Source organism: Vibrio penaeicida, assembly GCF_002933855.1.
GTDB lineage: Bacteria > Pseudomonadota > Gammaproteobacteria > Enterobacterales > Vibrionaceae > Vibrio > Vibrio penaeicida_A.
On sequence record NZ_BFAQ01000032.1, the window covers coordinates 1 to 14,002 of the forward strand.

13 protein-coding genes are annotated in these 14,002 nt (G+C 45.0%); 12 read left to right on the top strand and 1 reads right to left on the bottom strand.

Going from position 1 to position 14,002, the window contains the following annotated elements; translation table 11 throughout:
- From VPNCDNU1_RS18655 to purF, 7 genes are all read left to right on the top strand, one after another.
- On the top strand, positions 1-2,436 hold a 2,436-nt coding region (locus tag VPNCDNU1_RS18655), incomplete at its 5' end, for a FimV/HubP family polar landmark protein (RefSeq protein ID WP_305848805.1).
- Positions 2,437-2,594: 158 nt separating this feature from the next.
- Positions 2,595-3,386 (top strand): tRNA pseudouridine(38-40) synthase TruA, encoded by a 792-nt coding sequence (gene truA / locus VPNCDNU1_RS18660; RefSeq protein ID WP_104401729.1) that lies wholly within the window; start codon positions 2,595-2,597, stop codon positions 3,384-3,386.
- Between the two features lie 294 nt (positions 3,387-3,680).
- Complete coding sequence (accD, locus tag VPNCDNU1_RS18665) at positions 3,681-4,607, top strand: acetyl-CoA carboxylase, carboxyltransferase subunit beta (RefSeq protein WP_104401730.1); 927 nt, start codon at positions 3,681-3,683, stop codon at positions 4,605-4,607.
- Positions 4,608-4,649: 42 nt separating this feature from the next.
- Positions 4,650-5,924 (top strand): bifunctional tetrahydrofolate synthase/dihydrofolate synthase, encoded by a 1,275-nt coding sequence (gene folC, locus VPNCDNU1_RS18670; protein WP_104401731.1) that lies wholly within the window; start codon positions 4,650-4,652, stop codon positions 5,922-5,924.
- Entirely contained in the window at positions 5,914-6,444 is a 531-nt protein-coding gene (locus tag VPNCDNU1_RS18675; RefSeq protein ID WP_104401732.1) for an SPOR domain-containing protein, read from the top strand. The genes folC and VPNCDNU1_RS18675 overlap by 11 nt, the downstream gene beginning before the upstream one ends.
- A gap of 62 nt (positions 6,445-6,506) precedes the next feature.
- Positions 6,507-6,998: a CvpA family protein gene (locus tag VPNCDNU1_RS18680; protein WP_104401733.1), complete on the top strand. Its 492-nt coding sequence runs from the start codon at positions 6,507-6,509 to the stop codon at positions 6,996-6,998.
- Positions 6,999-7,031: 33 nt separating this feature from the next.
- Positions 7,032-8,546, top strand: coding sequence for an amidophosphoribosyltransferase (gene purF, locus VPNCDNU1_RS18685; protein ID WP_104401734.1), 1,515 nt, complete (start codon positions 7,032-7,034; stop codon positions 8,544-8,546).
- Between the two features lie 98 nt (positions 8,547-8,644).
- Here purF and VPNCDNU1_RS18690 read toward each other — a convergent pair whose 3' ends face one another.
- Complete coding sequence (locus tag VPNCDNU1_RS18690; RefSeq protein WP_104401735.1) at positions 8,645-9,535, bottom strand: LysR family transcriptional regulator; 891 nt, start codon at positions 9,533-9,535, stop codon at positions 8,645-8,647.
- 230 nt (positions 9,536-9,765) lie between these two features.
- Between VPNCDNU1_RS18690 and VPNCDNU1_RS18695 the strand changes: the two genes are divergently transcribed.
- The 5 genes from VPNCDNU1_RS18695 to dnaX form a co-directional block, all read left to right on the top strand.
- Positions 9,766-10,869, top strand: coding sequence for a response regulator (locus tag VPNCDNU1_RS18695; RefSeq protein ID WP_104401736.1), 1,104 nt, complete (start codon positions 9,766-9,768; stop codon positions 10,867-10,869).
- 127 nt (positions 10,870-10,996) lie between these two features.
- Positions 10,997-11,134 (top strand): hypothetical protein, encoded by a 138-nt coding sequence (locus VPNCDNU1_RS28850; protein ID WP_167404833.1) that lies wholly within the window; start codon positions 10,997-10,999, stop codon positions 11,132-11,134.
- A gap of 441 nt (positions 11,135-11,575) precedes the next feature.
- On the top strand, positions 11,576-11,968 hold the full coding sequence (locus VPNCDNU1_RS18700; RefSeq protein WP_167404841.1) for a DUF454 family protein: 393 nt from the start codon (positions 11,576-11,578) through the stop codon (positions 11,966-11,968).
- Between the two features lie 119 nt (positions 11,969-12,087).
- Positions 12,088-12,633, top strand: coding sequence for an adenine phosphoribosyltransferase (gene apt / locus VPNCDNU1_RS18705; protein WP_101112667.1), 546 nt, complete (start codon positions 12,088-12,090; stop codon positions 12,631-12,633).
- A gap of 36 nt (positions 12,634-12,669) precedes the next feature.
- On the top strand, positions 12,670-14,002 hold a 1,333-nt coding region (gene dnaX / locus VPNCDNU1_RS29115; protein ID WP_237324173.1), incomplete at its 3' end, for a DNA polymerase III subunit gamma/tau.

The window sequence follows — 14,002 nt, forward strand, 5'->3', positions numbered from 1 at the left end:
CCAGAGCCAGAGCCAGAGCTCGATATGCCTAAGTCCGTGCCAAATGAGTTCGGTACACCACAAAATGAAGACTGGGATTTTGATGATTCTGACCTTAGTGGTCTTGAAGAATTGTCAGATACGCCAGAACCAACAGATGATCTTGGTTTAAATGAATTAGAGGATACCGACTTAGGTGAGTTCGACGAATCTGCCGCACTGGACGCAATGGCCGATGAGCCAGCGCCACTGCCAGAAGACTTGGATGCAGCCGAGCCAGTACTAGAAGCAGCGGAACCTGAAGTTGCAGATCTCGAATCTGTCGAACCAGTGCCAGAAGCCTCTGAGCCGGAAGCGGCGGAATCAGTAGAAAGCGAAGTCGCTGAAGAGCTGGATGAGCCTGACGCCATTGAACTGGACGATGCAGAATTAGGTGAGTTCGACGAATCTGCCGCACTGGACGCAATTTCAGATGAGCCAGCGCCACTGCCGGAAGATTTGGATGCAGCCGAGCCAGCACCTGAAGTCGAAGCTCTCGAATCTGTGGAGCCAGAAGCCTCTGAGCCGGAAGCGGCGGAACCAGTAGAAAGCGAAGTCGCTGAAGAGCTGGATGAGCCTGACGCCATTGAACTGGACGATGCGGATTTAGGTGAATTCGACGAATCTGCCGCATTGGATGCGATGGCAGATGAGCCAGCGCCACTGCCGGAAGGTTTGGATGCAGCCGAGCCAGTATTAGAAACCGCGGAGCCTGACGTTGCAGAGGTTGAAGCTTCGGAGTCAGAAATTTCTGAGCCAGAAGCGATTGAACTGGCAGAAAGCGAAGTCGCTGAAGAGCCGGACGCAATTGAACTGGACGATAAGGATTTAGGTGAATTCGATGAGTCTGCCGCATTGGATGCGATGTCAGATGAGCCAGCGCCATTGCCAGAAGATTTGGATACTGCCGAGCCAGTATTAGAAACCGCGGAGCCTGAAGCATCAGAGCCGGAAATATCTGAGTCAGAAGCGATTGAGCCAGTAGAAAGTGAAATCGCTGAAGAGCTGGATGAGCCGGACGCAATTGAGCTGGACGATACGGATTTAGGTGAATTCGATGAATCTGCCGCATTGGATGCGATGACTGGTGAGCCAGCGCCACTGCCAGAAGATTTAGATGTTTCGGATATAGCTGGAGACACGGTAGACAATGCTGATTCGATAAAACTGGACGATGCGGATCTTGGGGAGTTTGACGAATCAGCGGCTATGGAAGCGTTGACGGACGAACCTCTCTCCTTACAAGAAGCTCTCAATCCTGTTGACGATGATATTGCCGCAGAAATTGAAGCTGAAGAAGCCGCTCGTATAGAAGAGGCTTCTGTTAGCGACCATGAGTTAGAAGAGCCTAATTCTCAAAATCAGCTGGATGTAGCTCCTCCCGCGGACGCTTCGATTGAATTGGATGACTCAGAGCCTGAAGATTTGGATGAATCCTCGGTTTTGGAAACACAGCCTGATGAAGTTCGATCACTGCAAGAGGCTCTCAACCCTGTAGATGACGATATCGCAGCAGAAATTGATGCTGAAGAAGCGGCTAGAGAAGAAAATGTTTCTTTAAGTGATGAAGAGCTGGGTGAGTTTGATGAGTCAGCAGCATTTGATGCGATGGAAGAAGAGCTTGACCCTCTCGATTCGTTGGAGCCTGAACCTGTTTCTGAAGATTCGATTGAGTTAGATGACTCTGATCTCGGTGAATACGATGAAGCTGCTGCGCTCCAAGATGCATTTGATCTTTCATCATCCGACGACAGTGGTACACCACTTGCCGGCGAAGACTTAACTCAATTTGACGAGTCAGCAACAATGGCGACGCTATTGAGTGAGCCAGAAGGTGACTTGGTTGAAACGTTTGATCAGCCATTAGACAGTAAAGTGGTTGATAGTGCCGGTATGGATATAGATGCCATGCTGGATACGGGTGAAGACTGGAATGGTTTCAATCTCACTCCAGAGCAGCAAGCTTCTATTTCAGAAGATGTTCCTGAGGAAGAAAAGGACGTTTGGGGAACAGCAGAAGCATTGCAAGACCCTGAAGTTCGGGAAGAAGACTGGGAAAATCAACCGGATCTTTCGAGTGAAAGTGAAAAAGAAGCGGATCAGAAGTTCATGAGCGTAGATGAACTTATGGCACAGGTAGAGAAAGAAGAAGCCGAATCTGGCGAAAAACCAGATCCAGATGCCGAAGCTTTGGAGTTAAGTGTCGGGCTAGATGAATTCCCAGATGTGCTTGGTGAGGTTGAACCTTATGATGTCGACGATAACAGTGAGGCTGCGGGCAAATTAGATTTAGCCAAGATTTACGTTGAAATGAACGATAATGAAGGCGCGATTAAATTGCTGGAAGAAGCCATCGTTTATGGTGACGATGAAGTACGACGAGAAGCAAAATCTCTCATCGACAAACTTAATGAATAATAGCGTGTAGAACAATTCAAACAGGCAGCCAATGGTTGCCTGTTTTTTTATTGATTGGGTGATCCTTGTGTTCAGCTTTGATGGCTTGGAGAGCCTAGCACCATGAGGTTGTTTGGGTATATACTCTCCGGCCCCGTAAGACAGAGAAGTAAACGATTATGCGAATAGCGTTAGGCATCGAGTACGATGGTGCAAAATACTATGGTTGGCAACGTCAAAGAGACGTAACCAGCGTTCAAGAAAAATTGGAAAAGTCACTTTCCATCGTGGCAAATCACCCTGTAGAAGTCCAGTGTGCCGGAAGAACTGATGCGGGAGTTCATGGCACAGGGCAGGTGGTCCATTTTGACACGACCTCAGTGCGGAAGATGGCGGCATGGACCATGGGAGTCAATGCCAATATGCCAAAAGATATCGCAGTTCGTTGGGCAAAAGAGGTTCCCGAAGAGTTTCACGCTCGTTTCACTGCAACAGCTAGGCGCTATCGTTATGTGATCTACAACCACGCTTATCGTCCTGGAATTTTATCTTCAGGCATTAGCCATTATCATGGCGAATTGGACGAAAAGAAGATGCATTTAGCCGGTCAGTTCTTGCTTGGCGAGAACGATTTTACTTCTTTTCGTGCGGTGCAGTGCCAGTCTCGCAGTCCTTGGCGAAATATCATGCATTTAAATGTGAGCAGACATGGTCATTACGTTGTCATAGACATTAAGGCAAATGCTTTTGTCCATCACATGGTGAGAAATATCACCGGAAGCTTGATTGAAGTTGGGCGTGGCAATCAAAATCCGGAATGGATTCAATGGTTGCTAGAAGCAAAAGACAGAAGGCTTGCGGGAGCCACAGCCAAAGCGGAAGGTCTCTATCTTGTTGATGTTGATTACCCCGAAAGCTTTGGGTTGCCAAGAGAACCGCTAGGACCAATATTTTTACCTGACAACCTTTAAAATCTATCAATGAGATGATAGCGCCAATTGTTGATGCTTTTCTGTTGAATTAAAACCAGTTAGCGTCGCTTTTTAAGGCAGGAAATATAAAATCAGTGTCGCATGGTTTTGGTTGTTTTGTGGTCACCAAAAGTATTGAAAAGTTGTGAGTTATCGCACTTTGTTGCTGCTTTAAAATAGGTACAACCAGTTTTTGATCCACAGTGTGAGAATATTATGTTTTAATCCTCACGCATCATTCAGAATTTGTATCTTTCGCAATTAGGCGAAAGAGTTAATAGAAAAAGGTCTTCCATGAGTTGGCTTGAAAAGATTTTAAATAAAAGCAGTATCGTAAGCTCACGTAAAGCGTCTATCCCAGAAGGGGTTTGGACCAAATGTACTTCCTGTGAGCAGGTTCTGTATCATGCAGAACTAGAGCGTAACTTAGAAGTATGTCCAAAATGTGACCATCACATGCGTATGGGTGCGCGTCGTCGCCTTGAATCATTCCTTGATGAGGGTGAGCGCGAAGAATTAGCAACTGAGTTAGAGCCTCAAGACAAACTAAAATTCAAAGATTCGAAGCGTTATAAAGAACGTATTTCGACGGCTCAGAAAAACAGTGGCGAAAAAGACGCACTTGTTGTTATGAAAGGTGAATTGCTTGGATTGCCTGTCGTAACCTGCGCCTTTGAATTCAAATTTATGGGCGGCTCTATGGGTTCTGTTGTCGGTGCTCGTTTTGTTCGTGCTGTTGAAGCCGCAATTGAAAACAACTGTGGTTTGGTTTGTTTCTCTGCTAGTGGTGGTGCTCGTATGCAAGAGGCACTGATGTCTCTTATGCAAATGGCTAAAACCAGCGCTGCGTTAGAACGATTGTCCGCCAAAGGATTGCCTTTCTTCTCAGTGATGACTGACCCAACTATGGGCGGTGTATCCGCTAGTTTGGCGATGTTAGGTGACATCAATATTGGTGAGCCTAAAGCACTGATTGGTTTTGCTGGTCGTCGTGTTATCGAACAAACCGTACGTGAAGACCTTCCAGAAGGCTTTCAGCGTAGTGAATTCCTCCTTGACCACGGCGCGATAGATATGATTGTTGATCGTCGTGAAATGCGTCAGCGTATTGGTGGTTTGTTGGCAAAACTGACTAACCAAACTTCACCAATGGTGGTATCGGTTAACGATTCTCCAATTGAAGAGCAATACGAAGTACCAGTCGCGGACGAAAAAGAGTAAAGTATTCATTAAACAGCCGCTTAAGAATTAGTTAAGAGTTTAATGAGTCATATTCAAGTACCTAAAGCCACATCACCTCTATCGATGTGGCTTCATTATTTAGAAAACATCCACACTAGCGCCATAGACCTCGGTTTGGAGCGTGTACAGGCAGTCGCCGAAAAAGCCCAGCTAATCAAACCTGCTCCTAAAGTGATTACCGTTGCCGGAACTAATGGGAAAGGGTCTACCTGCGCACTCATGGAAGCGATCTTGCTTGATGCAGGTTATTCTGTTGGCGTATATAGCTCCCCTCATCTTATTCGCTACACTGAACGTGTACGTATCAATGGTACTGAGGTGGATGAAGCAAATCATTCACAAGCATTCGATTTCATCGAGAAAAAACGTGGTGATATCAGCCTAAGTTTTTTTGAGTATGGAACTTTAGCAGCACTTCGCTTGTTTCAAACTGAGAAAGTTGATGTGGTCTTGCTTGAAGTTGGTTTAGGCGGAAGACTGGATGCGACCAATGTAGTCGATCATGATGTATCGGTCATTACTAGCCTCGCGGTCGACCATGTCGACTGGTTGGGTGACGACATCAATGTTATTGGTTACGAAAAAGCAGGGATATTCCGCAGCAATAGACCAGCGGTATGCGGTCAGCCAAAAGCGCCTGCAACGGTAGCGGCACATGCAGACGATATTGGTGCTAAGCTACACCAAGTAGGGATTCAGTTTAGTTATTCCACAGAGGGCGACAAATGGAAGTGGCGCTCAGGTCAGTTTGCTTTGGATGACCTTCCTCTTCCTGATCTGCCTCTACCTAATGCTGCTACGTCTTTAATGGCGCTAGGGTGCGCAGAGTTAGACATCTCAGACGTTAATATCGTAAAAGGCTTGAAAAGCGCAAAACTTGCAGGTCGAATGCAAAAGCTTTCTCAATCTCCTATGATTTTGCTCGATGTTGCCCACAACCCGCATTCAGCTGAGTATTTGGTTGAGCAGCTAAATAAACATTACCCCAATACGCCAATCCATATGGTGGTAGCAATGTTACATGATAAAGACATTGCTGAAACACTGAAGGTACTCGCACCCGTTGCAACAAAATGGTATCCAGCTTCGCTAGAAGGTGAGAGAGCGGCTAAGGCTGAAGAGCTTATCACGCACTTGCCATCAAACACGGGTAAGTTTGATACGCCAACAGAGGCATTTGAAGCAGCAAGAAAACAGGCAAAATCAAATGAACTCATTGTCGTTGTAGGTTCGTTCCATACTGTTGGAGCAGTATTGGAGCACTGGGAATCAGAAAGGAGCCATGATGGCGAGTAGGTTTCAAAGTAGGCTGGTGGGGACCATTTTATTGGTCTCTGTTGGCGTCATTGTGTTACCCGATCTTTTAGACGGGAAGAAGGAGCACTTCAAAGAAGAGCTTGCAACCATTCCAATTAAGCCAGAGCTTGAGGGAACGGTAGAAGTATTTGAAGTGCTGGAACCTGTTGAAGACGATTTAGTGTTACCAGACAGCCCAGTATCAATAACCGTTTCAGAAGAATCTGAGCCTGAAAAGATAGAAGTATTACCAAGAGCCGTCGCCGAGAAAAATGACTATGCTGACAGTGCATGGATCATACAGCTAATGGCACTTAAAAATGTCGATAACGCTAAAAAGCTAGTGAAAGACCTTCAGAAACGCGGTTATCAAGCGCATATCAAGCAGGAGAACGCATTTTCAAGAGTTATCATAGGCCCTGATGTTTCCAAGCCTAAATTGGAAAAGCAAATCAAGGAATTGGAAAAAATCACAGGGGCGAAAGGTCAACTGTTGAAATTTAAACCACTAAATCCATAAGAAAACGTTTGCGTCGCGATTTTTTCTGTTAAAATGCGCGCCAACTTAAGATGTAGAACAGAATGAACTGGATAGATTTTGTCATTTTAGGGGTAATCGGGCTGTCCGCTGTGATCAGTTTGATTCGAGGCTTCGTGAAGGAAGCACTGTCTCTTGTTATTTGGTTTGGCGCGTTTTTTATCGCCAGTCATTATTACGCCAAATTGGCGGTGTACTTTACCAATATTCAAGATGACATGTTTCGAAACGGAGCCGCTATTGCAGCTTTGTTTATAGCGACATTGGTTGTTGGTTCATTAGTCAACTATGTTATTGGACAACTGGTGCAAAAAACGGGTCTGTCTGGAACCGATAGAATTTTAGGAATCGTCTTCGGAGGGTTACGTGGAATTCTTATCGTATCCGCAGTGCTGTTTTTCATTGATGCATTTACTGCATTGCCAAATTCAGAGTGGTGGATTAACTCGCAATTGATTCCTGAATTCAGCCGAATCATTGCTCCGTTTTTCGAGCACCTAAAAGAAACTTCAAGCTTTTTGTCTGGCACCGTGTAGTGCCAGCCTACTGTCAAAACCGAGGATTATGACATGTGTGGTATTGTTGGAATCGTGGGTACAACACCTGTAAACCAGTCAATTTATGATGCGCTGACTGTATTACAGCATCGTGGCCAGGATGCCGCTGGTATTATTACCATAGAAAGCAATCGTTTTCGTCTGAGAAAAGCGAACGGTCTAGTTAAAGATGTATTTGAAGCCAAACACATGCAGCGTTTACAAGGTACTGTCGGTATCGGTCACGCGCGTTACCCAACGGCAGGTAGTTCAAGTGCTTCAGAGGCACAGCCTTTCTACGTAAACTCCCCTTACGGTATTACCCTTGCTCACAACGGCAACCTAACTAACGCACATGAATTGCGTGAAAGCCTATTGGAAACAGCTCGTCGTCATGTAAACACGACCTCTGACTCCGAGGTACTTCTTAATATCCTCGCACATGAAATTGATTTGTCGAAAGACGTGACCAAAGACACCGTATTCTCTGCGATTTCTAATGTTCATAAGCAAATTCGTGGTGCTTATGCGGTTGCGGCGATGATCATCGGTCACGGTATGGTTGCTTTTCGTGACCCACACGGCATTCGTCCATTATGTTTAGGTAAGCGAGAGCTAGAATCAGGTCGCACCGAGTACATGGTTGCATCTGAATCTGTTGCTTTAGACGCCGTTGGATTTGATTTTGTTCGAGATGTCGCACCAGGTGAAGCGATTTATGCCACCTTTGACGGTGAGCTATTTACTCAACAGTGTGCTGAAAATCCTCAATCAAACCCTTGTATCTTCGAGTTTGTTTACTTTGCTCGCCCTGATTCGTTTATCGATAAAATTTCGGTTTACAGTGCTCGTGTTGAAATGGGCAAAAAGCTAGGCGAAAAAATCAAACGTGAATGGGAAGATTTGGATATCGATGTGGTTATCCCAATCCCTGAAACGTCTTGTGATATTGCATTGGAAATTGCACAGATAATTGACAAGCCATACCGCCAAGGTTTTGTTAAGAACCGTTATGTTGGTCGTACCTTCATCATGCCTGGTCAGCAACAACGTAAGAAATCAGTTCGTCGTAAGCTCAATGCTATTCGTTCTGAGTTTAAAGGCAAAAACGTATTGCTTGTTGATGATTCGATCGTGCGTGGTACCACTTCTGAGCAGATCATTGAAATGGCCCGTGACTCAGGAGCGAAAAACGTCTACATGGTTTCAGCTGCACCTGAAGTTCGTTTCCCTAACGTTTATGGCATCGATATGCCTAGTGCAAATGAGCTTATTGCGCACGGTCGTGATAACGAAGAAATCTGCCAAATGATTGGCGCTGATGCGTTGATTTTCCAAACGTTGGAAGATTTGGTTTCTGCAGTTGGGCTTGGCAACCAAGATATCGCACGTTTTGAGAGTTCCGTATTCAATGGTGAATACGTAACTGGCGATGTTGACCAGAAATATTTAGATTTCCTTGATTCGCTACGTAATGACGATGCGAAAGTGCAGCGTGAAATCCAACAAGATCTTGCGAATTTGGAACTTCATAACGAAGGCGCATAGTCTGATTAAGAAGTGAATCCGTAAGACAGATTAAGAACAAGAATGCCAGAGTATATAGATGCTCTGGCATTTTTTATTGCGTTAGAAATAAGTGTCAACTATCCCAGATGGGGCACATTGAGTGAGTGCTGACTGAAAAAGTCTATGAGGAGGCGCACCTTTTCTGGCTGATGATCTTTATGATTGTAAAGCATATAAACGTCTCTTGGGTTTGCGCTCCAGCCTTCCAAAACTTGAACCAAGCTTCCATCAGCAATGTAGGTGTCCAACATAACGTTAGGCATCAGTGTTATTCCCAACCCTGCAGAACAAGCGCGCCTTACAACATTGAGCTCACTTGCTTCAAGCCGGCCGCGTTCATTAATAATTACGGTTTCATCTTCGCTATTGGTTAGCTGCCAACGCATCAATGGATGACCTTTTAATAACGCGTGTTCTCGTAAATCTTCAGCGTGTAAAAGTGGACGATGTTTACTGAGATATTCAGGGCTCGCGACCAAAATATCCTCTACTGAATTAATCTTCCGGACGATTAAGCTGGAATCGCGTTGAGGGCCGACTCTGAAAATAATATCCCACTCTGTCGGATCAAGTTGGTCTGCCATATTGGTTGTTGTCAACTCGACTCGGATATCTGGGTACTCCGCCATAAATTGATTGAGCAACGGCATGATCATTCGCTTTGTAATATTGGCAGGGGCGGAAATTTTGAGCTTCCCTGCAGCGCCTCGGCAGTCATCGGAAATGTTTTCAGCCGCAGAAGCCAGCTGCTTTAGCAGCGGTGAGCATTCTACATAAAACCGCTCTCCGGCTTCCGTTAGTGCCAGTTTCCTTGCATGGCGGTTGAGCAATCTAAGATTGAGAGAGTCTTCAAGCGCTTGAATGCGGCGAGTGATCGTGGCAACAGGGATCATTGTTTTACGTGACGTTGCGGTATAGCTGCCGTTCTCGACAACTAGACGAAAAAGGTTGAGATCATCAAGTTTCATTTGTAAGACACACAAAAAATGCAAGAGAAACAGTGTAACGTAACTTTTCAGAAGAAGGTTGTTTTAAGTCAACGATTTCTTGTAGAAGAAAGCGCAGTCGTTAACGCAAATTGCGGCATGGGTAACATTTGCGAAGTTGTGGAAGTGATGATTTCTGACTACTTTTTATATTACTGAGCAAAAAAATAATAAGAACTATTTCGGAAGTATTTTATTTTGAGGTTAGATCCATGATTAAATCAAGCGTATTGCAACATCAGGTGGCTGGAGGGGTTGCACTAGACAAACCAACAGTCATGATCGTCGATGACGACGCCATATTTCGTCGAATGCTCACTAGCTACCTAGAGTCCAATGGTTATCGGATTCTAGAAGCTGAAGATGGGCTCGATGGACTTAAACAACTTCGTTCTGAAGTGCCCGACCTAGTCATTTGTGACATTTCGATGCCCGTACTAAATGGTATCGAATTTGTTGAAGAAGTGTGCTGGGAGTACCCATCACTTCCTATGATCGTCGTATCCGCTACCGAAGAAATGTCCGATGTAGCCAGAGCGCTCCGCTTTGGTATTAAAGATTTTCTTTCAAAACCCATCCCAAATATGGACCATTTGGAAAAAGCGATCAGCAATACTTTGGAAGACGCTGAATCCAATGATTCCGACCAACGTGACTTTGCGAGTCAGTGGTTTCGCGTTGACGAATCCGGTGACCTGCCAGAAGAACAAGAACTTCATTGGCATTTAGATCACTTGCAAAATAACCCAAACATGGCACGAGATCTGCTCGAAGCACTTCTACCAGAAAGAGACACAAAGACAGGAGGTTGGAAATGCACATATCGTCTTCTTCAATCTTCTGAATCATTACCTTTAGTGTTTGATTATGCGTGGGTGATGGACGGGCATTTTGTCTTTTATTTGGTTGATGCGGCTTCGGGAGGTGATCAATCAGTGGCGACCACTTTACTGATTCGCGCACTTTTTAATGATCATTTGCGCAACAATAAGAGCGATACGGTTGATTTGAATCAGCTGATCGATGCGGTTGAAAAGGGGATTACATGCTCCGAATACGCCTCTTCCATTAGCGCATTGTTTGGTGTGGTCGATATGACCGACAGTTCATTGATCGTACATTCTGCTGGATTGGAAAGCGTTTGGTCTAGTGGTGGTCAAAATAAGCATCTGTCGGAAGGCGTAAGGTTGGGAGAAGGGTGTTTACGTAATAAATCTGAATCGGCTCTTATCGTTCACAATGGTGGGCAACTTACCATGAGCAAGTTAGGAGCGAGCAGTTTCTGTTTGGATATTTACCAAGGTAATTTGCAGTAAGGTCAAAATTCGTTATTCGTTAAAGAAAAGTGAGATCGTTGTTGCGAAGGTTAAATAACCTTTACATTTGTAGGTTTATTGAAAGTACTGCGTCCTATATAGTCAGTCGTCTAATAACGAGGAGATAATGAGCACCATGTCGGAACAAGATAACTACAAAGATCCATACAACTTTCTTTACTTTTTAGGTTTTATTGCTGTGTTACTTATACCTACGCTGCCTGCTACGCTTACTTGGATTCGGGTATTTACCGGTTATCAGTAAAAATGGTTTGGTATCGATGGATAAAAACGGCTTCTCATTGGAAGCCGTTTTTTGTTGGAGCCTTGCCTGAAAGCCAGTTCTCTAGGGGCTGTTGATCTTTCGAGATGATTTTTGCAGCAATTTGTGGGTTATTTATACAAGGCAGAGCTTATTCGGTGTAGTCGCTCTACATCAATAGGCGATAACGCAGTAGAAATAGGCCACAAATGCTGCCCGAAAGGTTCACTTCTATGCACTTTACTCTTTGTTGCAAGGTATTTGCTTAGAATGACTAGGCTACACACCTTGCGCCGCGATTAAAATGCATAGAAGTCGAACAAAATTTAACCGCGAAAGATCAACAGCCCCTAGTCTTTGATAGAGAGGTTGCCGAACTTAGTACCTTGATTGAGACCGCTTGGGTATAATACCCATTTGCAAAGGATGTAGGAGAAGCAGGTTATTAGTATTCGTCGAACAGCTTGGAATATCTTAGGGTGGATTTCGTTGCTAATTGGTTTACTGGGAATCGTATTGCCATTGCTTCCAACTACGCCTTTCCTTTTGCTGACAAGCGCATGCTTTTTACGTGGAAGCCCGAAATTTTATGAATGGCTGCACTCCCACCCGAAACTAGGCCCCGTACTGAATGATTGGCAACAACACAGATCACTTAGGGCAAAAGTGAAACGGCGTGCGTATATCTTTATCATAATCAGTTTTTCGGTCTCCATTATTGTTGCCCCAATTATGTGGGTAAAGGCTATGCTATTGGTGATACTTTTCGTTTTACTAGCATGGTTTTCGCGAATACCTGTACTCGACCCTGTTGCTGATAAAGAAGAAAATCACTAACATTAAGCGCCGCTGAAAAGCGGATTTCATTTTTCTTTTTCCAGTTCGCAGACTAAAGCGAACTGGAGTATTACAATGTGCGTTTATTGTGTAACGCCTAAGATTAAAAGATTGAGCCTATGACTACTGAAACCATCGCCCAAATCCAAGCGAGTATTAAAAGCATCCCAGATTACCCAAAACCAGGGATACTTTTTCGCGATGTAACCAGTTTGATGGAAGATGCTGCCGCGTATCGTGCGACGATTGCATTGTTAGTTGAAAAATACAAAGACATGGGATTCACAAAGATCGTGGGAACAGAAGCTCGTGGCTTTCTGTTTGGTGCGCCTTTGGCATTAGAACTGGGTGTCGGGTTTGTTCCTGTGCGCAAGCCAGGAAAATTACCCCGTGAAACCGTTGCTCAGTCTTACGAGCTTGAGTACGGAACCGATACCTTGGAAATCCATACCGATGCGATTGTTGAAGGTGATAAAGTTCTTGTGGTCGATGACTTGCTAGCCACAGGTGGCACCATTGAAGCAACAGTGAAATTAATTCGACAACTAGGTGGCGATGTTGAACACGCAGCGTTCGTAATTAACCTGCCAGAAATCGGCGGTGAAACTCGCTTGAAAGAATTTGGTCTGAATGTATACAGCATCTGTGAATTTGAAGGGCACTAAGCCTTTTTGGTATTCATTCGTAATTGGAAAGCGTGAATGAGTTATTTAGCGTTAGCACGTAAGTGGCGACCACACCAGTTCAGCGAAGTCGTTGGGCAAGGTCACGTTCTCACTGCGTTGGAAAATGCACTAAGCCAGAACCGATTGCATCATGCCTATCTGTTCAGTGGAACGCGTGGTGTCGGCAAAACGACAATAGGTCGCTTGTTTGCCAAAGGGTTAAATTGTGAAACCGGAATTACGGCTAAACCCTGTGGTGAGTGTTCTACATGTAAAGAGATTGATGAAGGTCGATTTGTAGATTTGCTCGAAATCGATGCCGCTTCTCGTACGAAGGTAGAAGATACGCGCGAGCTATTGGATAACGTTCAATACAAGCCTGCTCGTGGTCGGTTTAAAGTCTACCTGATAGATGAAGTTCACATGCTTTCTCGTCACAGCTTCAATGCGCTTCTGAAAACATTAGAAGAACCGCCTGAATATGTGAAGTTTCTGCTTGCCACAACGGATCCGCAAAAGCTCCCAGTTACGATCCTTTCCCGTTGCCTTCAGTTTCATTTGAAACCGATCAGTGTGGATAATATTCATCAGCAACTTGATCATATTCTTGGGCACGAGCAAATCACCGCTGAACCACGCGCATTGGGCATGATTTCTCATGCAGCCGACGGTAGTATGCGAGATGCGCTAAGCTTAACCGATCAAGCAATCGCGCTCGGTAATGGTGTTATTGATACCAATACGGTGTCGAACATGCTGGGTACATTGGATACCGACCAAGCCATTCACCTGCTCGAAGCTATCAGCTCTCATCAAGCTCAAACGGCACTAGATGCACTGACTCGGCTCGCGCAAAATGGTGTGGATTGGGATGGGTTACTCCAAGAACTTGCTACTCAGCTTCACCGAATTGCTATGTATCAGGCTTTACCTGCAACCTTGGATAAAGGGCAGCCGGATGCGGAAAAAATAGAGCTGTTGGCCAAAGCGCTTTCCCCAGAGGAAGTACAGCTTTACTATCAAATCGTGATTAAAGGACGTGAGGATATCGCCATCGCACCGTCACCTAAAATGGGTGCGGAGATGATTGTGCTACGTTTAATTGCCTTTAAACCAGCTGGCGTCAAAGCGCTACCTTTGAATGCTCAACCAGAAGAGAACAAACCTAAAGAAGAAACTTCTGCAGCCATTAGTTCAAAGCCTGCTAAACCATCTTCTGCTAGTGCAAACTCGGGTATACAATCGCCACATGATAATAAGCAGCAAGTAGGGGTAGCACCTGAAGTGCCAGCACCCACTTCACCTGCGGATGCTGCGCGTGACAAGCTTAAAGAAGCTCGACACCCTGCTAAGCAACAGCAACAGCAAC

What these genes read in the sequence shown, in the direction of transcription:
- VPNCDNU1_RS18695 (WP_104401736.1), top strand. Translation starts at nt 9,766, where the DNA reads ATGATTAAATCAAGCGTATTGCAACATCAGGTGGCTGGAGGGGTTGCA.
- truA (WP_104401729.1), top strand. Translation starts at nt 2,595, where the DNA reads ATGCGAATAGCGTTAGGCATCGAGTACGATGGTGCAAAATACTATGGT.
- VPNCDNU1_RS18675 (WP_104401732.1), top strand. Translation starts at nt 5,914, where the DNA reads ATGGCGAGTAGGTTTCAAAGTAGGCTGGTGGGGACCATTTTATTGGTC.
- VPNCDNU1_RS18690 (WP_104401735.1), bottom strand. Translation starts at nt 9,535, where the DNA reads ATGAAACTTGATGATCTCAACCTTTTTCGTCTAGTTGTCGAGAACGGC.
- apt (WP_101112667.1), top strand. Translation starts at nt 12,088, where the DNA reads ATGACTACTGAAACCATCGCCCAAATCCAAGCGAGTATTAAAAGCATC.
- accD (WP_104401730.1), top strand. Translation starts at nt 3,681, where the DNA reads ATGAGTTGGCTTGAAAAGATTTTAAATAAAAGCAGTATCGTAAGCTCA.
- VPNCDNU1_RS18680 (WP_104401733.1), top strand. Translation starts at nt 6,507, where the DNA reads ATGAACTGGATAGATTTTGTCATTTTAGGGGTAATCGGGCTGTCCGCT.
- folC (WP_104401731.1), top strand. Translation starts at nt 4,650, where the DNA reads ATGAGTCATATTCAAGTACCTAAAGCCACATCACCTCTATCGATGTGG.
- VPNCDNU1_RS28850 (WP_167404833.1), top strand. Translation starts at nt 10,997, where the DNA reads ATGAGCACCATGTCGGAACAAGATAACTACAAAGATCCATACAACTTT.
- purF (WP_104401734.1), top strand. Translation starts at nt 7,032, where the DNA reads ATGTGTGGTATTGTTGGAATCGTGGGTACAACACCTGTAAACCAGTCA.